Consider the following 25,093-nt stretch of genomic DNA (forward strand, 5'->3'; position numbering starts at 1 on the left):
TTGCAGTGAAGTGTCCACTCGGGATCGGTATTGTCACCGTGTTGTCTCGGTTACCATGCTTCGTAGCCGTCACCGTGCTCGGCGGCCTGCTTCACGTCTTCAATCTGGGTATCGTAGACGGTGCGCAGAAGGCTGAGACAAAGATTTGCTTCGACATCCGGCTGTTGTGAGTTGCTCGTCACGGTGGCGTAGTTGTCATCTTCAGCTTCGATCGTGAGATCGTATTGGTCTACTGCATCCTCGAGTGCTGCTTTCTGTGAGGGGGTAAGGCGGGTCAGGTTGTGTGCGCCATCGAGATATTGGTAGTGGGTATCTGTCTGCCCGTCGTTCTCGAAGGTCAAGTTGATCCAGTGGTCCGAGTGTTCATCCCGGTTCAGATGATTTTTGAAGAGCGTAGAGAGTTGATCGACTCGATCGGGATTCGGGGGGTTGTCTCCGGTACTCGCGGTTGAGCCGTCTATATTCTGGCCTGCACTCGCGGAGCAGGTCTCAGAGGCGCTCCAGTGGTTTCTGAATGCCTCCTCACTGTTGAAGACCTTCTTATCGCAGTAGGGACAGGGGACTTTCCAGCCCTTGTCGGGATAGTGAAGCCATGGGAACGACCCATCAGGACTCTCGATGTCGAGATTGACGCTTGGTTGCTGTGCCTGTTGGATCTCCGTCCCACCGTTGGTTGTGGAGTGTATAACTGATTGACTAGTGTTCTCTGCGGTGGTACGTGACTCGATCGTCTCGAGGATGTCTTTCCACTCTGGTTGAGACATCTGGTTAATTGCTCGTGGTGGCGTTGGTCCCGGACCACTGCACCGGTCTGCGTTTGCCCAGTGAGTCACGAATGCGTCTTTTGTGTTGTTGATATTGGAGTTGCAGTAGGGACAGGGGACTTGCCACTGTGATCGATCGTAATCGAGGAAGGGGAACGAGTCAGCTCTCTGTTGAGATGGAGGGGCTGCGTCGTCTGAGTTCTGTCCTGATGGGTCATCACTCGGCGGTGAAGGTGAGACAGACGGATAAATTCGGGAGAGGAGAACCGTGTCTGGATGTTTCGTTTCGTTCAGGGTGACTCGGTCACCTGTCGTGATGAGGTCTTCTTCTTTGAGGAGGCTGAGGGCTTCACTGATTCGGGACTTGATCCGGTTCCCGCGGCGCTGGTACCCGAACAGTCGCGTCGTCTCGAGGACGATATCGTCCTCCTCGATCGCGCCGCCTTCGCGGAGCACGACAGTGATTGCTTTGGCGATCTCTTCGAGAGGGATTTCGTCGATCGTTCTCGTGGCCGATTTCGTGTTAATACGGATATTAAACTCCAGCTCATCAAGCGGTGGCCACAGGAACTCGCCGTGTTCGTGGACCTTGTCTTGCCTCTTGAGTTCGTCTAGGCGGTTTCGGAAGATTCGTTGGACTTTCTGTCCAGCCCGAGACTGACCCCAGACATCGAGGTAGGTTTGCATCGCGGTGTCGTATTTGATGGGGCCATTCTGGACGACGGTGTCCCGGATTGAATTTCTGTTTGCCAGATCCATCCCCTGTTTATCGGGATCGTATCGCTCGTCCCACTCCAGTGAGGGTTCTTCGAACTCGGTAATCTCGTCGTGCTCAACCTTCGAATCGACCTCCATAACCTCGGGTTCGTGCGAGGGGATGTCGGGGTCGTCTGTGGAGAACGACTGGCCGTCGAGGAGGTCCTCAACTTTCTCGTTGATCTTTCTGATCTCACGCTCCTGATTGGATGCCCAGTCCGGGGACCAGATCCGGTGAATCGTCCAGCCCAACTCCTCAAGCACCATCTGCCGAGTCCGGTCTCGGTCCCTGGCTGTCTTCGAGGAGTGGTACGCCGCTCCGTCGCACTCAATACCGAGGATGAATTTCCCGGGCTGCTCTGGGTGCTTGATTGCTAAGTCGATGCTGTAGCTGGAGCTCTGTACTTGCGAGACGACATCGTACCCTTCCGCTTCGAGTGCGTCGTATACCGCCTCTTCGAACTGTGAATCGAAATCGAGCGTATCCGTCACTTCGTCGTCTCGGACGAGCGCCTGTTTGCCTTTGCGGGCATATTCGAGGTAGTTCTTGAAGTGCTTGGCACCAGTGCTGTTCGAGCCTGAGAGATCGATGTCGCCGGGGAGCATCGAGCACACGACCGTGATGTGCTCTTTCGCACGCGTCACTGCTACGTTGAGGCGGCGTTCCCCACCGCTCTTGTTGATCGGGCCGAAATTCGTCGAGATCGTGCCATCTTGAGCGGGCCCGTAGCCGACACTGAAGATCATCCGGTCCCGTTCGTCGCCCTGCACCATTTCCAAGTTCTTGATGAAGAACTCGTCGAGCACGTCGTCTTGACTGACGAACGCATCAAGCACGGGGCTCTCCTCACGTCGCTCAGCGAGCGCGTCTCGGATAGCTTGTTCTTGGGCGCTGCTGAACGCGACGACGCCGAGGCTCTTGTCACTCCGTTCTTCTGCGTGTTCCTCGATCAGATCGACGACTCGCTGTGCTTCGACCGCGTTTTGTCTCGAGCCTCCCCGGTCGTAGACGCCGTCTTCGACATACTCGAAGTCCACCCCAGTTTCAACGTCGGGGTCGTTCTCCGGGAACGTCCGCAGACTATTGTTGTAGTAGTGGTAGTTCGAGAATTGAATGAGTTCCTCAGTACGGCTTCGGTAGTGCCATCGGAGGTTCTTCTCGCGGAGGACAGAGGCTGTTTCTTCGAGAATGCTGTCGAGGTCTTCACGTACGTCTTCCGTGGTTTCCACGTCGGATTGGAAGAACGACGTCGGCGGGAGTTGTTTCGTGTCGCCCGCGATAACCGCTTGATCGGCACGGATAAGGCTGCTCACAGCGTCCTGCGGCATGATCTGTGAGGCCTCATCGAACACGACGGTGTCGAACTCGATTGAGTCCGCTTTGAGGTACTGCGCGACCGACAGCGGACTCATCATGAAACACGGCGTGAGCTGCGTGATGAATGAGCCTGCTTCGTCGAACAACTCACGAAGCGGCTTGTGTTTGCGTTGCTTTTCCGCTTCTCGGCGTACGAGGACCTGCTCCGCGCTGGAGGCGTGCTCAAGATCCAACGAAGGCCGGCGTTTCGTCACTTCGTGTTGGATTTCGATCTTTGCGAGTTCCTGTTGTTCCTTGTCCAAGCGGCGGAATTCCTCGACGTATCGTTCCATCTCGTCCGCGTTGAACGACCCGAGACCTGTTTGCTCGTATACGCTGTTAAGCCATTTCGTGTAGAATCGCTTCTTGAACGCCGGGACGAGATGGTCACTCTTGTAGTCCCCCTGGAGGAACCGCTCGACGTACTCCTCACAGACTGTGTCACGGACAGTGTCCAGTTGTGAGGCGAACTGGACGCGGCGCTGCAAGGCAGGGACGTCACCACGAAGCTCCTGGAGTGTCTCCGACAGTTCGGGGAACGACGCCTGCCGGAGTGGCGTACCATTGACCTGCATCTTTTCGACGTTCATCGCGTTCTCGAAGAACGCGGCAGCGTCGTCGTAGTCCGCGAGCGCTGCGTTCGTCCGCTCGAGTAACGGATCCACGCTTGGAAGCGTGTTCTCAACCAGAGACTCGACGATCGGGTTCGTGAACGTGGAGTCGTGCTCGTCGAGCCTGGCGACCCACCGCTGGGCCTGGGTTAGCGTCTCCCAATCCGTATCACCGCCCTCGTACAGCGGTCCGAGACGCTCTATGACGCCCCGGAAATCTTCTCTCCGGTCTTCAATTCGCTGGACCTCTGCGAGTTTGCGTGTATCTTCGAGGAGTTGGTCATGGCTCGGATCGTAGTCGTCTCGAGCGTGGGTCGTGATCTTTCGCTTGAGCGACCGATAGCTCGGTTTGACTACCTTCAGCATTCCGTATGCTGCGAGTTCGTTGTTGAGCTCCGCGCCGTTCGCAGAGAAGAAACTCCGCTGGTAGTGGTCTGAAAGCTCATCGATGAGCGATTCGCGCTCTTGTTCAAGTTCTGCGAGTTCCTCGAACCGTCCGCCTTCCTGTGCGAACGACCCGTCGAAGAATGCGTCTTGCCAGGCAATATCCGGGCGGTTCGAGACGTGCTGTAACAGTTGCTTCACCTCACGGAATTCAGCAAGAGAGTCCGGCCGAAGACCTAATTCAGCTTCAAGCTCGTCTGCAACGTCTTGCAGCGTCTCGATAGCTTCGACCTGCCGCTCTAGGGACTGGCGCATCGAGTCGCCAGTATCGACACCCCACTGTCGGAGCGTGGTGTGTCGCCACGGGCTCGTTTCGTAGGTGACGATTTCCTCACCGAAGCGCGCGAGCGTCTCTAACTCATCTATGGCGGTTTCGAGTGTCTCTTGGCCCACGCTCAGTGGCTGTGTGATGCCGACATCGATGCGGGGAACGTCTGCGTGTTTGCTCACGATGCCGAACGCTTGGTACGCCGTCAGATCCCATCCGTCAGGGGAGTAGAACAGTTGTTGCCCGTATTGATTGATGGTGTCTCGCCGTTCGCGGAGTTTTCCGAGCCGTTTGGCGCGATTGTCCGCGGGTTTGATTTGCGGGGCCTTCAGTTCGGTTTGGACGCTCCCGAGGACGTCCGTATTGGTTGCTTTCTCACCGTGAACTTCGAGACAGAACCGACCGAGGCCGACATCGTCGAGTCGATTTTTGACCACGTCGAGTGCTGCCTGCTTTTCGCTCACGAACAGGACACGCTCGCCGGCAGCGAGTTTCTCCGCGATGATGTTCGCAATTGTCTGGCTCTTCCCGGTCCCGGGTGGTCCTTGAAGCACGAAGCTCTTGCCTCGTTTCGCCGCCTCAATTGCTTCCTGTTGACTGGAATCGGCGTCGAGCACTTGGTACGTGTCGATGGGATCGACGACGTCGTCGAGTTCTGAGGCTTTCGGCGTCGTGATGTCGCCTTCGGCTTTTTGGAGCGGTTCCATCTCGCCGTTGAGCGCTTGGATAATTGGGTCGTCTTTGATTGCCTCTCGGTTGCGCTCGAGGTCGGAGTAGAGACTGTACTTGGTGAAGTCGAAGATCCCCAACACTGCGTCCGGTTGAATCGTCCATCGATCGAAGCCGCGCAGCGTTTCGTATACTGCTTCGAATGCGGCGTCGATCTCTGCGAGTGAGAGCGCGTTGTCCGCGGGCAGGCTAATTCCTCGTTCGGCCGCGAGTTTCTTGCGGAGCGCGGGATTGAGCCGGAGTCCTTCTGCTTTTGGTTTGAGAACGTAGTCGTGTTTCTCTTCGTCCTGAAGCGTCTTCTCTTCTAATTCGACGGGAGCGAGGAACAGTGGTGAGCGGTTCGCTTCGTCGCTGTGGTCTACGCTGTACCAACGCAACATCCCGAGCGAGATGTACAGGGAATCGACCCCGCGCTCCCGAAGGTACTGCTTGTTCTTGAGCGCGATCTGGGATAGCGAGTTTGCCGCTTCATCCGGTGCCCGCGTTGGCAGTACTTCGTTCGTTGCGATGTCAGGCTGGTCGTCTTCGTCGTCCTCTGTCGGCCGCTTCCGAATGAAGAGCTCACCGTCGCCGTCAATCTCGCCGGCGATAGTCGTGGGGTTCGCGTCCTCGAACGGGAGGTCTTTCGTCTTCGTTGGTTTGAATGAGACGAGTTTGTTCCGGCGGGTCAGGTCGAGCAGCTGGGATTTCCACTCGTCGATCTTTTTATCTAATGAATCGCCGTTTGCGGCGGTATCGTCGCTAACTGCTTGTTCCTCCTCGTACTCGGTGATTGGATCGACATCTTGTGCCCAGAAGATCGTCTGTTCGGGCGCACCGTTGTCCGTCTCAGTACTGGTATCTGCCTCTTGATCAGAGTCGTCTTGTTCTAGAGTTGTCTCGTCCTCTTCGACAGGTGCAGTTGTTTCGGACGTTGAATCGTCGTCGTCCGTTTCTGGTGGTTGTGATTTGGATCGCTCGCTGCTTGCGGGTTCGGGTTCTGCGGGGAACTCTTGGAGGAGTGCCAGTGCTTCGTCCAGTTCGTCGTCGGACGAGACTGCAATCGGGAGCGGTACTTCTGATTGTGGCGCGACCGGGAGATAGATTTGTTCCCCAGGATCAATGACCTGCTGTTCGATGAGCACCGCGGCATCCTCGTCCTCCAAGCGCTCGGTTTGTGCGAGCTGATACTCAGTGACCATCTCCCCGTCACCGAACGCTTGGCGGTATTTCGCCATCTTGTGGGGGTTTCGAGAGCCCTGTTGTTCACCATAGCTCGGACTGTCATCAGTTAATCCGTCCCCGAATACGACGTCGGTAACTGCGGCTTGCCAGCGGTTCATTGGATCATCGCCATCGACGCGATATGCCGTCCGCTCGGACTCAACGAGCCGTTCGAGAAGCGATGCGAAGGTCCGGAAGAGCTCGTAGTATTCGGCGAGCGGATTCGGCTCTACTTGCGCCGCAGTCTCATCGTCAGCGGTTGGTTCTCCGCTGTCGTCCAGTTGGTCTACGCCCGCTGCTCGCCGCGCATCGCCAATTGAGTCGAAGTAATTGTAGACGACAGTGGCACTGAATGGGGCATGTTCGTTGATGTCGTTTACTGAGGGTGATTTCTCGAGTGTTGTGGCGACCTCACGGAGGCCTGAGAGGACGTCCTCCCGAGTGTACGTGCTCTGTTGCGATCCTTTGGGTTCGAACCCTGCTTCTCGAATTGCGTCGGACCACGAACCGAAGGCGTTCTCAAACTGACTGATAGCATACTCGCCCCGGTTCATCATCTCGATCTTGGTGGGCACCTCCCCGAGCTCCGTTTTCAGACGGCGAATCTCATCGAGTAGATCGTCTTCGGTGGGATGTTCCTGGTTGGATTCGATCTCAGTACTGGAATCCGATTTCGACTGTGTGGTTTCCTCAGTGGGTGAGTCGCCGTTCACGAGGGATTCGGCTTTGTCGCTGGCCCAGATGAGACTGTCGCTATCGCGGAAGTGATAGTCTGCGAGTTCAGATTGTAGGTACTCGTGAACGTCGCTTCCAGATGACAGCCCCCACCGGTCCTGTAACGCCGCGTTCTTTGTTGGTTGGAGTCGGACGAGGTCTTCGATACGGTTGCGCTTTGTTGCTGACAACGTCCCCGCGTCGCTCGACTCGGATTCCACCACGCTTTGCTCATTCTGTGACTCGTCGTCCGCCGTCTCTGCCGGCCCGTCCGTGTCTGTTTCGTCAGTGATTGGTGGGTTATCCTCGCTGTGTTCCCAGGCGTATTCTTCCCATTCGCCTAGAATGGTCTCGACATCGTCGTCAGCGGCTTGGACAGCGTCGTGGAGTGCCGTCAGATCAGCCTGATTGATGATTTCCTTGTCCCACTCGTATTCCCCGTCAGCATCAAGCGAATCGATAAACTGTGCGCCCTCTCTCAAGAGCGTTCCAACGACATCGCCGTCTATCGGCCCGGACAGTGCAAAGCCAGGTAGCTTATCGAAACGGCGTCCGAGCGAGCAGAACCCTGCTGCTTGCTCGATTATCTGCTTACCGTCTTCCCGTGGGATAGCTGCGTCCTCAGTCGGGGGGACGCCGACGACGTTGTAGAACATCGCGTGCTTGGGCGTATCGTCAGGGTTGCGAAGCACACGCCCGATGCGCTGAACGAGTTCCTGATTGACGCCACCTGTAGCCATATTGATTGCCACTGACGCGTGCTGCATATCGACGCCTTCACCCAGCAGGTCACCGGTTCCGATGAGGACGCCCGAACTTTCCGGCTCGTCGAACTCCTCGATCGTTTCGAGCTGTTCTCCCCTGCTCTGTGAGCCAGACACGAGATACACCGAGGAGGGATTCGCCACGACGTCGGTGATCCGTGATTCTAATTCCTCGACCTGTGCGTTGCTATCCGCAAGCACGACGACCTTCTCCGTCGTGTGATGTTCAACAACGAGATCGACCACCACATCCAATGTCGGCGAAAGGTTCCACTGTTTCGTCCGCCGCGAGAAGAGGCGGGTGACTAAGTCGCGGAACGCGTCGTCTTCTTGTTTTAGCGAGTTCCCTTCCGTCGTATGGGAGAATCGGCGGACATCTTCGTAGGTTCGGAGTCGGCGGTCAGTCTCGAGGGATAGTTCACCTTGCCGGAGACGTTGCCGGAACTCTTGGAATGATCGTTCCGCTCGTTCTGCGGTTTTTTCGAGATCATCACCGACGACGTCGTAAGGTGCATAATGAACTTCCCAGTCAAAGGAAGGAATAACGCCGTTCTTTCTCGCCTCTGTGACGGTGTACCGCTTGGCTCTAGGGCCAATACTGTTAGAAAGGCGTTCCTCGATACGTTCGCTGTCGCTACCCGCGTCGTCAACAGAACCGGACATTGCCAAGACGTTGCCATCGAATTCGTCGAGGAGTGATCCCCACTCACTGCCGGTCGCGTAATGGTGTGCTTCGTCGAGGAGTACGAGGTCGTAGGCTACTCGGTCTTCGTTGACAAGGGACTGCGGGGTACGGAAGTGGATCGTTCCCCATTCGAGCGTGATATCGTTGCTCCCTGTCGTTCGCTCTTGGGGGATGTTAAGGTGCTTTTCGGACTCCCGCCGCCACTGTTCAAGGATGAGTTCGCTGTGCGCGACGATGAGCACGTCGTCGCTGCCGGTCGAATCCACGGGATCGGCTACACCACCGATAGCTTGATCCTCTGGATGCAGTTCACCGTACCGGAGCGCGATGGCACCGAGGCCGAGGACCGTTTTCCCAGTGGCCGTTGCCATATCCACGTAGCCACGCTTGTCGTGCTCCCACCACTTTTCCAGCGCGTCACGCTGGTGTTCCCACAGCGGCGTCATCATCTGGGGCTCGTCCAAGAGCGAAAGCAAGCCCTGCGAGGCGCTATTCTCGATTTCAGTCAACAGGAGATCGACGTTCGATGCGATGGTCTCGTTGTTGAACAGTTGCGTCGTGATGTCGGAGACCGTTGCACCAGAGAGGTCAAACGAGACACTCAGGTCCTCCCCGACGTGCCGGGTGAGTAATTTTTCAAGTACTGCCTCCGTCGCCTTTTCCACATCGTCAATGCCGAGATCACTCGTTGAAATATCATAACTGAGCTCATTGAGCTGGTATGCCAGAAGACCGAGTTTCTCATCACTGACCTTCTCTTCCAGTACCGCTGGCAAATCGGCGTACCGCCCAGCGGACTTTTTCAAACCTCGTCGGTAATAGGCTCCTAACTCTTGGCCGAAGTTGTCCTTCGTAAGTGAGAGGTCGCTAATTTGGATGCCAGACGAGAGATCCTTCGCGGTCTCATCAATATAGGGCGACCACTCCGTTTTGGGCCGCTTGACGAGGAAGTCGTCGTGATAGTTCTCGCCAGCGGACTGAATCCCTAGCGCTCTGTCATCCGCGATATCGTCAATATTCCGTCCCATGATGAAACGCGGAGGCTGCCTCTTCCGATATGATAACTCGTGACGGGTTATGTAGATTGCGCTGACAGCAGTAAGAGTATCTTAACGTTATATTTCCAATAGCAATCTCATTCATTTCATTTACGCAACACCTTTCGAAGCGTCCCTGATATTGAGTCTTACTTACACGCCCGTCTGTTCAGATGGTTTTATATTCTCATCTATTAACCAACACAGAACATACATCCCCAGTTTGTTGGTTGAATTGTGTTCAGCTCAGCTTGGATTCTGGAAACGTTCGCGGAAGCCAGTAGATGCCCGCAGAAACTCGCCGACTGAGGGCGATTAATCCTCTGTTTCGGGTCTTCCATGAAACACGGAAGTGCCACGGCGAAGCGTATCGGGACTGTGGACAACTAGTCGAGTGTGACATCCTCGCCCTCGGTACACGGCGGGGCTTCCAACACGGTTGGATTCCGGCCCTGCCGCCGACGTGGCAAGCCCGGAGAGGTTTCAGTCCGTAAACGCCGTGAGTCTCATCTGCGAGGATTTCTCGCTCGTCTCACGGTGGACTGTGGCGCTGTCACGGGCGCTCCCATCCCGAGGCGAGTCATTGCCTGTCGGTTCCCAAGACAGGCTCTCTCCCCACGGGTCAACGCGGCCAGCGATATTCGCCGCCGCGTTCAGATCGGCGTGGAACACTGTGATGTGGCAACCGTTGTTCTGACACCGGAAGTCGTCGCCGTCCCGGGTTCCGATGTGGCCGCAGGCGTGGCACGTTTGCGATGTATGAGCGGCGTTGACGTACTCGACCGGGATACCAGCATCTCGGACTTTGTCCTCGATACGGCCCTGCAATCGAGCGAACGCCCATGCGTGGAGTCGTCGGTTCATCCACTTCCCATAGTCCAGCGATTCGCGGATATCGGTCAGATCCTCCATGACGACTACGGGGTTCTCGAACCCACGGGCATACTCGACGGCCCGCCGAGACACTTTTTCGACAATATCAGTGAGCGCGTTCTGGTAGTAGTCGAAACGCTCGTCGATCCGCCACTCAGCAGCCTCACGCTTTTGGAGCCGCTTGAGCGTCGTGTGCATCTCTTTCCGCAGATGCCGTGCTCGATTGCCACTGACAATAATCGGCTCCCGTGGCACGTCGCGTTTCAGGGCACAGCCCGTAATCAACGCGCTCTCACCAACGTCGAAGCCGATGTACGTCGGGTCTGCATAGTCCGAGTTGGTCTGTTCGACCTCGTATTCGACGGTGACGTGCAACTCCCACGACGTTCGGTGTCGCTGGAGTTGAATTTCACCGGGTTCTGCCCCATCGTCAGTCAACAGGTCGTTCCACAGCGACTCCTGCTCGGGGTTGATACGCAGTGGAATCCAGAAATTCGTCCCGCGACCGGGTTGGGGAACCTGCCACACGTAGCCGTACTCGCGCTCGTCGGAGTAGTCGAATTTCGCAGCACGGTTGACGAGTCGAAGCGGATGCCCGTCGTCCAACTCCGAAGCGTTGTACGTGTCCCGAAGTTTGGGGACGTAGGACTTGAGCGCGTCTTTGGCTTGATACGGCAGGTCGTAGGGTGTCACAATGTCGTTGACTGCAGACATTGTCTCAGCCCCGGCGTCGAAGGCGTCGTGCAGGGCCTCACGATATGTGTCCAGCAGACGCGACAGGCGTTGCTCTTTGCCTGCTGTGGGTGGCACGAGCGTAGCCTGAAGCGTTTTCGTCACCGACTCGGACACACGAATGAGTACACACTATACACACTTATGCGCATCGAACACACAGAACGTGGTGATGATACGGAAGAACATCACCATCACGGAAGAACAGGCCGAGTGGATAGACGAGAATCACATCAATCTATCGAGCCTCGTCAGAGAGTGTATCGATGCAAAACGAGGGGAATCCGGCAATGTCGACTAACGGCAGCTGCGTCTGAGAGTAGCGCGATTCCTGCTCAGCCTGAAGGTCGAGATTCCCTCGCTAGACGAAAACGGTGCTGACTGCCACTCTGGAAATATTCTTTGAAACCGTTGAATAGCCGCATAAACAGCTGCCTGAAGACGGATAATCATCTTTCTCGTACCTTCTATGAAACACGGAAACGACACGCCGCGGCTTATCGGTAAAGTAAACCTCTAGCGGAGTATGGGAGAACACTCAACGTCGAACCGATTGGCGGTGGATCAGCCGACACGGGGGGCTGACCGCAATCGGTCCCTTGCTGACCAGGCCGATCCGGCTACGGACGAAATGCTGCTGCCGCAACTCGACGACGGTATTACCCTGCTCGACGTCGAAGGAGGGCGCGGCGTCCCGATCCTGCAGTCGCTCGTGCTCGACCATCTCCTCCTGCACGACGGGCCCGCCTTCTGGGTCGACGCAAACGGACACGCGACGACGACGACACTCGCCCAGATCGCGCCCAGTCAACGGTTGCTCAACCGAATTCACGTCGCCCGCGGATTCACTGCCTACCAGCACTACGGCGCCGTCTGTGATCTCCCGACGGCAGTGAACAAGTCGATCCAGACATCCACCGCCGACGCTCGGGTAGCCGGTCGACAGGCACCAGGTCACGACGAGGACGCATCGCCCCACACGCCCGCCCTCATCGTCGCGCCGGCCGTCGACGCCCAGTACCGCGCCGACGATACCCTTGGCGAGACTCACGCAAAAACCCTCCAAGCCCGAACTCTCGCCCGGTTAGCGACCTACGCCGAGGGATACGACATACCGGTGCTCGTTACGAGAAACGAACGAAACGAATTCACCGAGCCAGTCTCGACGGTCGCGGACCACCATCTCGAGTGCGAGCAAACTCGGATGGGCCCACGGGTCGTCGGCGAGGACTTCGAGACGCTCGTCTATCCCGTCGACGACGGCGCGTACTACCAGACGACGTTCGCGTACTGGCGGCAGCTGCTCGCGGCACGCGCCACGCAAGTCGGCGTGGAACCGACAACGCCGACGTCGTCGACGCCGACCCCGGAGGGTGTCGGGACAGGGGTCACCGCTGACGGTGAGACGGTGGCGGCCACCGCGGATCCCCTGCTCGATGCGTGGACGGCGACCGGGACAGGAGGGCGATAGCGATGGGGCGCACAAACCCGACGTACCGGGATGCGCTCCGGGCCATCGAAGAGCGGTGGGCAGAGTTCCGCCGGGCACTGCGGCGTCGCGACCAGCCACGATTTGACCAGCTGTTCGAGTACGCCCGCGACCACGCCGACGCGAGCGGGCTGTTGAACCACCAAAATCCGCTGCTGCCGGCGCTGCTCAGCATCGATCTCGAACAGGAGGCCCGCCTCGACGACCACGAAGAGCGCCTCGAGGAGCTCGAAGCCGCGGTCGCAACGAGCGATGACCAGGAGAGTGCCCCACCGGACGCGAACCCGTGACGATGCCGTTCAGTATCGACTTTCTGGACGACGGCCGCGTCCTGGAGTGGGAGGCAACCGCCGACGGCGCCGTCGCGACCGAGCGCGATGACTACACTCCACGCTTCTACGTCGCCGCTCGCGACCCAGCGTCCGACCTCGACCTCACGACACTCCAATCGGTGTACGACCAGCACCCGGACGTCGTCGCGACCGAGATTGTTGCGCGACGACCGGGCTTTCGACGAGACGAGGAGGCAGTTCTGGCGGTCGATGTGGGCGACATCGACCGCGTCACCCCACTTGCCCGGCAGGCACGCCAGCTGTCGGCCTATCCAGTCGGGGATCTCGCCTGCTTCAACGTCGACTTCTCGCGAGAGTTCCGGTACTGTCTGGAGACCGGCGCCGATCCGACGCCGGCGAGCGAACTGTCGACGCTCCGGCTCAGCGTTCCGGTGACCGAAACGAGCAACGACGTCTATGGGCAGCTGTCCGTCGCCGGTGACGCCGTCACCGGCTCGCCGACGGATCTCCTGACCGCCGTCCAGGGGGCGCTCGAATCACACGATCCGGACGTCCTGATCTGCTCGACGAGCGAGATCGTCCCTACTCTGTACGAGATGGCGACGGACGCCGGCATCGACGATTTCTCGCTGAGTCGGTGGCCGGACGTCGACTACCAGCAGCTTGCGAGCCGGTCGACGTACTCGAGCTACGGCCGCGTCGGTCACTCGCCGGCGCGGTACAACGTGCCCGGCCGGGCGATCATCGACGAGTCGAACACGTTCTTCTACGGGGAGACGAACCTCGACGGCGTCCTCGACCTCGTGTCGCGCTCGAAAAAGCCCGTCCAGGAACTCGCGTGGGCGTCGATCGGGAACGTGCTCACGGCGATCCAAATCTGCGAGGCCCACGACCGCGGCGTCCTCGTGCCATGGAACTCCTGGCGCCATGAGTTCTACAAGCCGATGGGGACGCTCCACGACGCCGACCGTGGCGGCTTCATCTTCGCGCCCGAGGTCGGCCTCCACGAGAACGTCCACGAACTCGACTTCTCCTCGTTGTACCCGAACATCATCTGTACCCGGAACGTCTCGCCGGGCGTCATCCGGTGTGACTGCCACAGCGACCGCGAGGACGTCCCCGGCCTCGGGTACTCGATCTGCGACGACTGGGGCTACCTCGTCGACGTGCTACAGCCGATCATCGACGCTCGCGACGAGATCAAGGCGGCCATCCGTCGCGAGAAGGAACGGGACGACCCCGACGAGGACCGGCTGGCGGAACTCGAGGGACGGTCGGGAGCGCTAAAGTGGATACTCGTCGCCTGCTTCGGCTATCAAGGGTTCAGCAACGCGAAGTTCGGCCGCATCGAGTGCCACGAAGCGATTAACGCGTTCGCTCGTGAGATTCTGCTGACGGCGAAACAGCGGCTAGAAGCCGGCGGCTGGCGCGTCGTCCACGGCATCGTCGACTCCATCTGGGTGACGCCGGACCCCGTCGTCGACGACGAGGACCGCGAGGACCTCGAGACGCTCGCGACGGGGATCACGGAACGCGTCGAGATTCGGCTCGAACACGAGGCCCACTACGACTGGGTGGCGTTCGTGCCGCAGCGCGAGAGCGACGCCGGCGCGCTGACCAAGTACTTCGGGAAGGTCGCCGGCGACGACGACTTCAAGATCAGAGGCATCGAAGCCCGGCAGCGCTCGACCCCGCCGTTCATCGAGGACGTCCAGCGGGACTGTCTCGACCGGCTCGATGCCACGCGGTCACCGGACGCAGTGCTCGGGTGTCTCGAACGAGCAATCGACGAACTGCAGGCGGGCAACGTAGCAATGGAGCGGCTCGTCGAGCGGAATCGTGTCTCCAAGCCGCTTGAAGGGTACTCACAGAATACCCAGAACATGGCCGCCTTGAAGCGAGCCCGCGAGCAGGAACTAGCAGTCCACCCGGGCCAGGATATCGAGTACGTGGTCGTCGACGACGAGAAATCCTCGCGAGACCGGGTCGCCCTCGCCCACGAAGCGATCGAGACCTACGACGCCTCGTACTACCAGACGCAGCTAGTCAGAGCTGTCGAGAGTGTGTTGTTACCGCTTGGCTGGGATCGGTCCGACATTCGCCGAGAGCTCTCCGGTGAGAGGGACGCCGTTTTGAGCTCGTTCGGAGCCACCAACGAACTGTCGTAGTGGACCCCACCCCTGGTTTCCGTCGTTTCGATCCAACCCCACGTTTCCGACGTAATTTTCGACCCCCCTCGTTTCCGTCGTTTCCTCACGCCCCACCCCAGATTTCCGTCGTCCGCACCCACTCAGTAGTAGGGGGTCACTACTCGCGAGTCCAGTCCTGCATCCGGCTGTCCTCGAGGATCGTTTCGCGGACGACCTGGGGATCTTCGATGAGTCGGTTCTGGAGGTGGATGCCGCCCGCACTCCCCTTGTTGATCTTCTCGATTTCGACAACCCCGAGGAAGGCTTGCTCTTTCAGGATGTCGCGGAACCGACGGACTGAGAGGATATCCATATCGAGATGGTTGCAGATGCGTTCGTACTGGTCGTACACCCGGCTCGTGAGGAACGCATCGTCATTGCTGTTGACACTCAGTTCCGTGAGCGCCAGCAACGCCGCTTTCGCCTGCGTGGGTGCGCCGTTCACGAGTTCTCTGAACCGGTCCTTTTCGGCGTGCTGCTGTGCCTGGCGGACGTGTTCCTCCGTCACCTGCTCTGCTCCGGCCTCGTAGGCGACCTCGCCGGCGTGGCGAAGAATGTCGATCGCCTTCCGAGCATCGCCGTGTTCCTGCGCGGCGAAGGCCGCCGAGAGCGGAATCACGTCCTCGGAAAGGACGCCGTCCTGGAAGGCGTCCTCACGGTTGAACATGATCTCCCGAAGCTGGTTGGCGTCGTATGGCTTGAAGAACAGCTCCTTGTGCTGGAAGCTGCTTTTCACGCGCTCGTTCACGTTGTCGACGTACTGGATCTTGTTGCTGATCGCGATGACACCGACGCTACAGTCGATTTTTCCCGCCTCCTCAGCGCGCGAGAGCTTCATCAGCACGCTGTCGTCGTTCATCAGATCGATCTCGTCGAGGATGATGATCACAGAATCGAATTGAGCGTCGAGCGTCTTCCAGAGGAGTTTGTAGTATTTCGACGTACTGAGGCCGGTATGGGGGACGGAGATTCCAGTCGAAGATTCATCGTTCAGCTTCGCGGCCAGTGAGGAGATTGCTTGAGTCTCCGTGTTGTCTTCAGCACAGTCGATATACGCGGTTCCAATCTCGACGCCATCCTGAGCGGCATTCTGAGCTCGTTGGCAGACGTGTTTCGAAACGAGAGATTTACCGGTCCCCGTTTTCCCGTAGATCATCACGTTTTCCGGGGAGTACCCGTGGACAGCACCGTTGAGACGTTTCGCGAGCTTCGAGATTTCCTCGTCGCGACCGACGATCCGGTCAGCCTCCGGAACGTGGCCGATTTTCAGGAGATCCTTGTTCGCGAAGATACGATGCCCGGATTCAAAGAGTGGATCGTCGACAGAACTGGGTGAAGAGTCGGGCGTCATTGAATATCACACGGTGTGAGCGGGGGGAGTATAAATCTAGTGGAGAACGCCATCCCACGTTTCCGACGTTCCTTGTCCGATATCAGCCGGAAAATGCCGTAATTCGGTGGAATTGGATTGCTGACAATATAGCCGCGTTTCCGACGTGAGAGAGGAAACCCGTAGACGGAAGCGTCGCCTCGATGTCGAATCCCGAACCCACACACCCCACGTTTCCGTCGTAATCACCGAACAGGTGGGGAGGGGACTCGAAGAAGACATCTACGACGAGATACCAAAGACGAGAGCGGCCTAGCCATCCAATACTGGCCGTCTACAGAAGCAGCTGGAAAGGATTGTTTCATCTGAGGGGGCGAAGTACTTCGCCCCCTCTTTGGTCGAAGTACACTTAATGAGCATTTCTCAGCTATACCACTTTAATCTATGTATTGCAGAAGTTAGTTCATCTCTAGATTGGTTCTAGGTCAACAGAATTAGTGGCTGTATTGCACTATCGTAGCCTCTCCCTACGCCGTCGTGGAGAAACGACGGAAACGTGGGGGGTGTGGTCCCTTCGAAATCAGCGTTACCCCCTCCACCAACATCCAGTTACGACGGAAACGTGGGGTGGGTGTCCTCCATCATCGAGTTTTACTCGTCCGGGTTGATCGGGCCATCCATACTCTGCGGCATCTCGTCGAGTTCTGTCCTGAGCAAGGTATCTTCCTCCGGACTTATTCTAAGAGCAATTTCGGACGAAGCGGGACGCCTTCCCATCTGGTGTGACAAGGCTCACAGAGCGAGACTAGATTCGATGGATCGTGAGCAGCTTCGACCTCATCCTCATCGAACTCCGCGAACGGCCGAATATGATGTACTCGCGGCGTATATCCGAGTTCGTTTTCGTTACGGCCACACCCCTGGCAGGTTCGATTATCTCGCTCTAAGACCTGTTCACGCCGCTCTTTCCATAGCGGTCCATAGTTCGGGGTTGATTCCCAATCGTAGGTAGCTGTCTCCTCCTGCCATTCCCACTGACAGTCTCGACTGCAGAAATGGCGATCAGCTGATTCGATATCGTACTGAATCCGCCCGATTGTCTCACCGCAGTTTGTACATTCTGTCTGTGGACGATTTTCTATCTGCCATCGTCCCCTACACTCGTTGCTACAGAACTGGTTTGTCTGATCGTCTTTGAGATTCCACTCGTATCGTTTGAAATCCGTCCCACAGTAGTCGCAGTGGAGGGTGACTCTGTTGTCCTTTTGTTCAGACCGCCAATTCCCCTGACAAGTCTTATCGCAGAAGTGGTGCTCTGCACGCTCCACTACCGACGGAGGTCTTGAGATTGTCTCACCACAGAAATCACACTCAACTTCGATGGGCATGGGTCGGCCTTTCGCCGCCCATTAGCAACCGGCATCACTGATGAATGTCCGGGGCTATTCGTCCGGGTTGACCGACCCTTTATATTTGGACTTCACTGAATCGCCCTCCCGCCACTGCCAGTAGTAGTAGCGATTGTCGTTGATCTCCTTGACCGTGATCGTCGCTTTGGCAGGAACGTCATCCGGGAGATCGTCTGGCCGTTCTTCGACCTCTTCTTGATCTGCTGACTCCTCGAGACGGGCCTCCCGTTCCTTGTGCTCGGCGAGCGCTTCAGCGTACGTCGCAACGTCTCGAAGCTGCTCCGGGTCCGACTCGTTGAGCGTGTTGACGATCTCCGTCGGGAGGTTCGCCGGTGGGGTCGGGGGTTCGTAGGGCATCGGCTATTCTCGTGTTAACCAACACGGCCCACGAATCCATAGTTTTGTTGGTTAAGATGATGGAGACGGCTCTCGTGCCTGCTGACTGTAACACTACTCGAAACTTCTTTATATACAAGTTTCGTACTATGTTACATCGTGCTCCGGCGTATCGAACTCGAGGTCCTCGCTACGGTCGACCGTGGCGACACGATCTCCGAACTCGCGACGAAGCTCGACCACAGCGAGAGTTACCTCTCTCGTGCCGTCGCCGACCTCGTCGAGAAGGGACTCGTCTACACGGAACGCGACGGCCGCCGAAAACGAGTCATCCCGTCAGACGCTCGTGCCGTCGAGCTCTACCAGGACCTCGTCCGCCAGCACTCCCACATCGACTTCCCCGAGCTGCTGACCGGGAAGGCACTCGAGGTGCTGTACTACCTCGACCAGCCGCGAACCGTCTCCGAGATCGCCGACCGGAGCGACAACTACCGCAACACGGTCAACCGGGTCCTCAAGCGGTTTCGCGACCGTGGGCTCGTCGGGACGGCCGACGGCCACTACAAGTTCAACGCCGACTTCGACCGCCTCCACGAGTTCGCCCGTGAACTCGCACACCATCTGCATCGCCAACGCCTCGAAGCCGTCGCCCCGAAGGGCACGATTCTCTGGGAGGACTACGACGAATTCCTCGCGCAGGCCGAGAAGGAGATCAACGCAGAGGGGTTCCACGAAACCGGCCTCGCACGGTTTGCGGCCTTCGACCTTCAGTTCCTGCTCACCGGCCACCGCTACTATCTCTACTCCGAGGAGCTCGACGCAGTCTCGCCCGCGGAGCTGTGTTGTCACACGCTGCTAATCGACGACGGCAGCCGCCACCGCTCGTACTGTCTCCTCCTGCTCAGCCACGTTGACGTCGACGAGGAGGACCTCCGAGAGCGAGCGGCGAAGTATGACCTCGAAGACGAAATCGACGCCTTGCTCCGCTATCTCGAAACGCACGGAGAGGTCGACGACGACCGGCTCCCGGAGTGGGGCGAGTTCCAGGAGCTGGCGGCTGACTACGAGGTGCCACTACCACAATGAGACCAAGATTCGGACGCGAGTACATCGAGAACGAGTTCCAGCGCATCGCAGATGGCCTCTCAGCCCCGCTTACGGTCTACTTGATCGGTGGCGGCGCGATGTCGCTGCGCGACCTCAAGGGGGCGACGAAAGATATCGACCTGGTCGTCCCGGATGGCGACGCGTACGGTCAACTGTGGGCCGTCCTGATGGACCTCGGGTATGCGGAGGTACAGTCGCTGGATTCGGATTACCGGGCGTTGGGGGCGACGAGTTGCGTCGAGAACGACGATGGGTGTCGCCTCGACATCTTCAATCAGCAGGTCGCGAACAAGCTCGTCCTCACCGACGGCATGCAGAAGCGCAGCGAGCCGTTCCTCAACACGGATCGACTGACGGTCCGCCTAGTCAACAACGAGGATATCTTCCTGTTCAAACTGATCGCAGGCCGCGACGACGACATCGAGGATATGAATATGCTCGTGCAGGCTGGACTCAACTACGACGTCGTCCGGGCCGAACTCGAGGCGCAGATCGACCGGCTCGGCGACGACCAGTTCGCCACCTTCGCGAACGAGGCCCTGGTCGACCTCGACGAGCGGTACGGGGTGACCACGCCGATCGAGGACCGCGTCCAGGAGCTGACGACCCGGTACTACCGCGGGCTCGAGGTACTCCAGATACTCGATGAACCAAAGACGGTTGACGAATTGGCGGCCGACCTCGAACTCGATACGGCGGAGGTCGTGGAGCGAGTCACGTATCTCGAGGAGTTCGACCGGGTCTCCCGAGATGGTGAGACAGTCCGTCCAGCGGAGTAGATCGCCGGGATTCACTCAGGAATCCGAGGGAAGTCGACCGTCCGGTCGCGGGACACGTCCCTGCTTGATTTCGTGATCCGCCCGGCGCATATGTTTACATCCACCATCGGGCGTTCGTTGCGTCCAGTCTGGACAGGTACAGGATTCGCTGATCACATCCACTTCGTATCGATTCCCGGACGCTGAGTGAATCTCGTAGCGGCCGCCCTTTTCGAGCAGCGAGACGGCCATCTCTTCGTCGACGGCGCGTCTGGTTCGCGGTTCGAGGTCGTCCTGCTGGCTTGAGTGCTCCGTGACGACCATCCGGTCACGCACGTCACCTGTTTGTCCGCCATCCGGCGCAACGGCGGCGTCAGGTCCCTGGAGGCGATCTGGAAGAAGTTCTTCGACCGGATGCCCTTCCGGCCAGAGGAAGTGGATTTCGCGCCGTTCGCGATGGTCGTAGGAGCCGCAGGCGGCAGCGCTGCCGGTCCAGACGCGCCACGCGCCGAGGGCGCCCATCACGTCGACGATCACCCGCGGGACGGTCTCGTGCTCGTCGGGGTAGAACACGCGGAAGCGAGTACACGCTTCTTGCGCCGGTACCGTCTCCCACCACTCGACGTCGGCGCTCCAACTATCAAACATTGCCTCGTCCTCCCCGTACCCGACGGTCACGCCGTCGATCTGCGGCACGTCTGCTGGTGCATCGTCAGACTCGCCTTCGAGCAACCGAAGGATTGCGTATCTGAGATACTCGTGCGCTGGATTGTCCGTCGACCGGGCGACCTGGTCGTGCTGGTCTGCAACTCGTTCCGCCTCGTCGAGGACGGCGGTTACATACTGGTCAGTCATGATTCGTGGAGACCGGAATGCGCCTCCGCCCCTCGGCGGGCGCTAAAAACTTAACCAACGCAGAACGGTATTAGCGTCCAGATGTTGGTTAACAGGCGAGAACCGCGCGTTCAGCTCTCTGTAACCGTTCCGATGATTTCCTGAGCCGTCGAACTGATCCGACTGAGACGATCCTGAATCACGTCCGGCTCATCACCTTGCCACGCGGCTAAGTAGAATGCGGATCCGCTCGTGTCGAGATCGAAATACCGACCGACGATGTACGCGACGGCTTCGGCTTCGACCTCGCGTTTCGCCCGCTCGGTCTCGTCGGTGACGTCTGCGTGGAGGAGCGCGTGAGCGAACTCGTGGATGAGCGTCACGGCGAGATCGGCCTGATTCGTGCGGGCTTTCGCCTCAACGACTGGTTGGAGATCACGCTTACTCCGGTATTTGCAGACGCCCTTGGCGTCGCCATGCTCCCAGTCGACAGCGTCGACGATACGGACCGTCACGTCGATCTCAGCGGCTGCATCCTCGAGTGCGGGTACTAGGTCGTCGGCATCGCCAGTCGCCTCTGTCTCCAACTCGGGAAGCGGCTCACCCTCGGTCTGGGACACGTCGAAGACAGCCGTTGGTTTGAACCCGACAAGCCCTTTCGACCACTCGTCCGGCGCCGTCTCGTCGTACTCACAGCCGCTTTGCTCGTGGTAGCTGGGCGAATTTTCGCACTCAGGACATTGCGTGGTGATGATCGGGGCCCAGATCCAGATCGCCTGCTCGCCCTCCTGGACGTGCCGGTCGAACTCATTCCGCCAGGTGTTGTACCCCGCGACCTTCGTCGCGTCAGGGCACTGGAGATTGATGAGGAGTGTATTCCGGTGCGAATAGTCGTGGAACCGGGATTGAACATCAAGCCACTCCTGGAACTCTGAGCTGGACTGCGCGTCCTCGACGTCTGCAACGAGGTCGTCGATCCAGTCTTCGATGGTACTGTGCATCTCGTCGTGTCGGGCGTCGGTCTCCTCGAACGAGACCGACGAGTCACTGGCCGTAGCCATAATATTCACCGAATCGAGTTCACGGCGATTGCGTCAGTTCAGGACGCGCCGCACCCCTTGGGGCGCACAAAAAACTCGCGGCGGCGGTCACCGCAGGACTGCTTTCTCGTCAGCGAAGCCGACCGCGACGAGGTACTCGAGGAACTCATCGAACTGCTCCACGTCGCTGGGCGTGTCGGTCGCGAGGTGTCGCGCCCACTCGGTGGCCCACTGGAACGCGGGATCAGTCCCGCCCTTCCCGTGGATGTACCACCAGCGAGCCGCTTTCAAGACGACGAGCGGGTTCGTCGGCGGCTGCTCACTTGCGAGTCCACGAGTGATTGACCGGATCTCCTCGGGAACTTCGGCGGGCTCGACCTCGCCGGATTGTGTGTTCGTGATATCGACTGGAATCGCATCGATCGAGACGTCGTTCACACGTTGTTGTTGACTCACGGGAATTCACCTCAGTCTGAAGACTCGTTATCGAGCCTTCGCCCTCTTCGGGGGCTCGAAAAACTGGACGACGGCGTCACACCGGCAGGAAGAATCCGCTCAGGGTTACGGAGTGACTCCGTCGCACCCTGTCATAGAATACGCTCGTGCCCCTCTTGGGGTGGTGTCTGCAACGGGAGTGAAATACCACCCTCTCTTACTGGCCACTACTCATGCACGAAACCGAAGAAAAGACGCTGAACAGCCTCGTACCACTCGGTCTAATTCATGCGTTTCAGAGTTGGTTTCGCGGGTTTCAGGGCCAGCGGGTCGGAGACCCGCGGCCCTGTCCGAAGTGCGGTGAAACCACGGTCTGGAAGAACGGCTACCGAACGGATCGGCTCTTCGCCATCCTCATCACCGAGGATGGCTTCGACGAGATCACTGTCGAGATTCAGCGGTATCAGTGCTCCGAGTGCAGACATTCCTACGATGGCGATATCGGGGAGCTGTTCTACGAGGACTGTGAATACGCCAAACCAGTCGTTGATCTCTGCCTGTTCCATGCGGCGAAGAATCCGTTCCACGCGTGCGAACGGATTCTTCAGAATCAGTACGGTCTCCAGGTTGACCGCGATACGATCCAACGCTATGCCGAGCTGTTCGGCGACGAAGTCGCCGAGCAGCACAGCGTCACGATTGCCGGCTGCATCCTCTCGATGAACTTCCTCTCGCTGTTGTTCGGTGTCAGCACCGTTGACGAACTCAAAACCGAGTTCGCCGACGAACTCGCTGCCGAGGACATCGACGGTCTCGTCGGGGTCGCCGACGAGACCTATCCGGCGAAGAAGGGCGCAAAGAAAGACCTCTACGAGGAAAATATGCGCCGGAAACAGGAGGGAGAAAACCCGAAGAAGTGGCCGGAAGGGTTCACTGTCGGATGTTCCTATCTGACTCAGCTGGGTTGTTTCGCCGGACTCCAGTGTCGGAACACCGCCTTCGCGCGAGCGCTGGCGCTCGCGCTCGTCTTCCCGCTCTTGGGTGTGGATTATTGGCTCACCGACGACAACGACTGCTACAACGACATCTTGCCGGATCGGGTGAAGTGTCTCGTCCACAAGCTCCGGACACGCGCTCGCAGCGACGAGCGCGTGTCCGAACTGCACGAGGCGGGCGAGTTAGAGGAGTTGCGGGAGTATCTCGAAGACGAGTACGAGACTGCGTACGAGGAGATAGTGGCGACACTCCGTGAGGAGCACCCATCGTTCTGGGACGAGGACGAAGAAGAGTTCAATGGGCCAGTGAGTACGAATGCAATCGAAGGGGGGAACTGGCGGCTGAAATACGGCCTTGGAGTCCCGTACGCGCGGTGCCATGCGGCACGCGCGCGTACATCGTTGTTGGCGCTGCGTGAATCGATGTCGACGTTCACAAACGGCGAGCCGGCGGAGAGCTTCGCTCACCGCCACGGCTCATTTAGCTTTGAGCAGGTGTTGGGTGAGTCCTCGACACAGCCGCTACCGCCCCGGAAAGAAGATCACGTAACTCAGGCGGCGTAAGAATCGGAAGGAGGAAGCAGCGGGTAAGGCTCTGCGTTTCACCCGAGTACTCCTCAGCACCTGAGCGTCTAGCATAAATAGTTATGTGAGTTGCGCACCTACCTACGGACTGGGTATGACCGACGCAAACGTCGCCCTCCTCGTTCGACTCCAAGCACAGTCCGGCAAAGAATCCGATGTCGAGGAATTCCTCCGTTCGGCACTGCCGATGGCCGAGGAAGAACCGGACACCACCACGTGGTTCGCGCTCCGCATGGACGATTCGACGTTCGGCATCTTCGACACCTTTCCGGATGAATCCGGTCGGGAAGCGCATCTCTCGGGCGAAATCGCTGCTGCCTTGGAGGAAAACGCGGACGAGCTGTTCGCAGAACCGCCGGAGATAGAAGAAGTCGACGTACTGGAGGCCAAACTCCCCTAACATCTGAAATTGGACAGACAGAAGCAGCAAAGACGAATCTCACATCTCGTTCACGAACGCCGGACGTGGCGATGGACCCTTTCGCGCTACCGCGCCGTTAGTGGCGACCTTCCTCGAACTCCTCGATGATTTTATCACAGAAGGCGGGGATGTCGTCGGGCTTGCGGCTGGTCACCAGTCCCTCGTCGACGACGACTTCCTCGTTGACCCACTCGCCGCCCGCGCCAGTCCACAGGGTCGGAGAACTCGTGGGCGAGTCGATCAGCGTAGCCGCGCGAGTAGCCGACGACGAGGTCATCAGGGATCGCGTGAATCGCCGCACGGCACTTCGGGACGATCACGAGGTCAGCCGCTGGATAGCTTCCCTGAATCTCGCGAGCGGCAGCAACGTATTCGTTGACCTCGTCGACGTCGTAGGCGTCACCGATCACGCCGACCTGTGGTTCGTACTCGAAGAAACGCTCGACGTACCGATCAAGGTCAGGATTGCGAAAGTCGTTATCCAGCATCCCGACTGGTAACTCCAAGTTTGTGTACTGGTGCTGTTGGTAGGTACAGTCCTCGCGAAAACCCGTGAGAAACCCGAGTCGGAATGCGTCAAGCGCGAAGGGAACGCGGTGAAGGAATGCTACGTGGTCGGCCTGCCGGGCTGCCGTAATTTCAGTCGCGATGCTGCTGGTCGGACGTGCTGAAAGCGCCATCTCGAATCACCCAGAAGACGCGGGAGTACTCGCCCCGCGCCCGCTCTCGGGGCGAGAAAATACCACCAGCGGACGCCACTATTAACCAACAACAGCAGCTTTACCGCTCCTGATGTTGGTTAACTCACCGGTGGTATCGAGCCTCGAGTGGGTCGATCTCTCCGGCGTGGACGAGACTCGTCTCTGAGTCCGCCTCTTCGTGAAGAAGATCGACGAGTGCGAACTGCGCGCAGGCAGTGAACGAACACGCCTCGT

16 protein-coding genes and 2 pseudogenes are annotated in these 25,093 nt (G+C 58.6%); 8 read left to right on the forward strand and 10 right to left on the reverse strand.

The annotated features are described in order from the left end of the window. Positions 1-50: 50 nt before the first annotated feature. Entirely contained in the window at positions 51-9,323 is a 9,273-nt protein-coding gene (locus tag DPQ64_RS10400; RefSeq protein ID WP_115864268.1) for a DUF5797 family protein, read from the reverse strand. Between the two features lie 492 nt (positions 9,324-9,815). Continuing rightward, the gene (locus tag DPQ64_RS10405) at positions 9,816-11,054 is read right to left on the reverse strand and encodes an RNA-guided endonuclease TnpB family protein (RefSeq protein ID WP_115864269.1); all 1,239 of its coding nucleotides are present in this window, start codon (positions 11,052-11,054) and stop codon (positions 9,816-9,818) included. Positions 11,055-11,109: 55 nt separating this feature from the next. Here DPQ64_RS10405 and DPQ64_RS19790 point away from each other — a divergent pair, with 55 nt between their 5' ends. The 4 genes from DPQ64_RS19790 (at position 11,110) to DPQ64_RS10420 (ending at position 14,887) form a co-directional block, all read left to right on the forward strand. Continuing rightward, positions 11,110-11,238 (forward strand): hypothetical protein, encoded by a 129-nt coding sequence (locus DPQ64_RS19790; protein WP_269814481.1) that lies wholly within the window; start codon positions 11,110-11,112, stop codon positions 11,236-11,238. Positions 11,239-11,463: 225 nt separating this feature from the next. Continuing rightward, positions 11,464-12,408 (forward strand): hypothetical protein, encoded by a 945-nt coding sequence (locus DPQ64_RS10410; RefSeq protein WP_368276049.1) that lies wholly within the window; start codon positions 11,464-11,466, stop codon positions 12,406-12,408. Between the two features lie 2 nt (positions 12,409-12,410). Further along, positions 12,411-12,716, forward strand: coding sequence for a hypothetical protein (locus tag DPQ64_RS10415; RefSeq protein ID WP_049908475.1), 306 nt, complete (start codon positions 12,411-12,413; stop codon positions 12,714-12,716). A 2-nt stretch (positions 12,717-12,718) separates the two neighbouring features. Next, the gene (locus DPQ64_RS10420) at positions 12,719-14,887 is read left to right on the forward strand and encodes a type B DNA-directed DNA polymerase (protein ID WP_198662091.1); all 2,169 of its coding nucleotides are present in this window, start codon (positions 12,719-12,721) and stop codon (positions 14,885-14,887) included. A gap of 139 nt (positions 14,888-15,026) precedes the next feature. On the opposite strand, the gene orc4 is transcribed toward DPQ64_RS10420, so the two are convergent. The 3 genes from orc4 to DPQ64_RS10435 all read right to left on the reverse strand — a co-directional run bounded on the left by orc4 (position 15,027) and on the right by DPQ64_RS10435 (position 18,004). Beyond that, on the reverse strand, positions 15,027-16,259 hold the full coding sequence (gene orc4 / locus DPQ64_RS10425) for a DNA replication protein Orc4 (protein WP_049908454.1): 1,233 nt from the start codon (positions 16,257-16,259) through the stop codon (positions 15,027-15,029). A gap of 713 nt (positions 16,260-16,972) precedes the next feature. Then, positions 16,973-17,626, reverse strand: a complete 654-nt coding sequence (locus DPQ64_RS10430; RefSeq protein WP_115864272.1) for an HNH endonuclease — start codon at positions 17,624-17,626, stop codon at positions 16,973-16,975. Between the two features lie 54 nt (positions 17,627-17,680). Beyond that, on the reverse strand, positions 17,681-18,004 hold the full coding sequence (locus DPQ64_RS10435) for a hypothetical protein (protein ID WP_115864273.1): 324 nt from the start codon (positions 18,002-18,004) through the stop codon (positions 17,681-17,683). A 138-nt stretch (positions 18,005-18,142) separates the two neighbouring features. Here DPQ64_RS10435 and DPQ64_RS10440 point away from each other — a divergent pair, with 138 nt between their 5' ends. Together DPQ64_RS10440 and DPQ64_RS10445 are read left to right on the forward strand one after the other, a co-directional pair. Then, on the forward strand, positions 18,143-19,069 hold the full coding sequence (locus DPQ64_RS10440; protein ID WP_115864274.1) for a helix-turn-helix transcriptional regulator: 927 nt from the start codon (positions 18,143-18,145) through the stop codon (positions 19,067-19,069). Further along, positions 19,066-19,869 carry a DUF6036 family nucleotidyltransferase gene (locus DPQ64_RS10445; protein ID WP_115864275.1) on the forward strand — a complete coding sequence of 268 codons (804 nt, stop codon included), beginning with the start codon at positions 19,066-19,068 and terminating at the stop codon, positions 19,867-19,869. The genes DPQ64_RS10440 and DPQ64_RS10445 overlap by 4 nt, the downstream gene beginning before the upstream one ends. 15 nt (positions 19,870-19,884) lie before the next feature. Here DPQ64_RS10445 and DPQ64_RS10450 read toward each other — a convergent pair whose 3' ends face one another. From DPQ64_RS10450 to DPQ64_RS10460, 3 genes are all read right to left on the reverse strand, one after another. Next, entirely contained in the window at positions 19,885-20,703 is an 819-nt protein-coding gene (locus DPQ64_RS10450; RefSeq protein WP_115864276.1) for a hypothetical protein, read from the reverse strand. Positions 20,704-20,813: 110 nt separating this feature from the next. Further along, the gene (locus DPQ64_RS10455) at positions 20,814-21,743 is read right to left on the reverse strand and encodes a M78 family metallopeptidase domain-containing protein (protein WP_049987708.1); all 930 of its coding nucleotides are present in this window, start codon (positions 21,741-21,743) and stop codon (positions 20,814-20,816) included. 87 nt (positions 21,744-21,830) lie between these two features. Continuing rightward, on the reverse strand, positions 21,831-22,178 hold the full coding sequence (locus DPQ64_RS10460) for a hypothetical protein (RefSeq protein WP_049987709.1): 348 nt from the start codon (positions 22,176-22,178) through the stop codon (positions 21,831-21,833). A gap of 212 nt (positions 22,179-22,390) precedes the next feature. On the opposite strand from DPQ64_RS10460, the gene DPQ64_RS10465 reads away from it, so the two are divergent. Next, positions 22,391-23,716, forward strand: a complete 1,326-nt coding sequence (locus DPQ64_RS10465) for a hypothetical protein (protein ID WP_049987710.1) — start codon at positions 22,391-22,393, stop codon at positions 23,714-23,716. Positions 23,717-23,831: 115 nt separating this feature from the next. After that, positions 23,832-24,137 carry a putative quinol monooxygenase gene (locus DPQ64_RS10470; RefSeq protein WP_004054295.1) on the forward strand — a complete coding sequence of 102 codons (306 nt, stop codon included), beginning with the start codon at positions 23,832-23,834 and terminating at the stop codon, positions 24,135-24,137. Between the two features lie 97 nt (positions 24,138-24,234). Here the strand turns inward: DPQ64_RS10470 and DPQ64_RS19795 are convergent. Together DPQ64_RS19795 and DPQ64_RS19915 are read right to left on the reverse strand one after the other, a co-directional pair. Further along, positions 24,235-24,387, reverse strand: a pseudogene (locus tag DPQ64_RS19795) (DJ-1/PfpI family protein); the annotation flags it as partial. Further along, positions 24,347-24,838: pseudogene (locus DPQ64_RS19915) on the reverse strand (DUF6610 family protein); the annotation flags it as partial. The pseudogenes DPQ64_RS19915 and DPQ64_RS19795, both read right to left, overlap by 41 nt. Positions 24,839-25,093 lie beyond the last annotated feature (255 nt).

Origin of the sequence: Halorussus litoreus (assembly GCF_003382685.1) — an archaeon.
GTDB lineage: Archaea > Halobacteriota > Halobacteria > Halobacteriales > Haladaptataceae > Halorussus > Halorussus litoreus.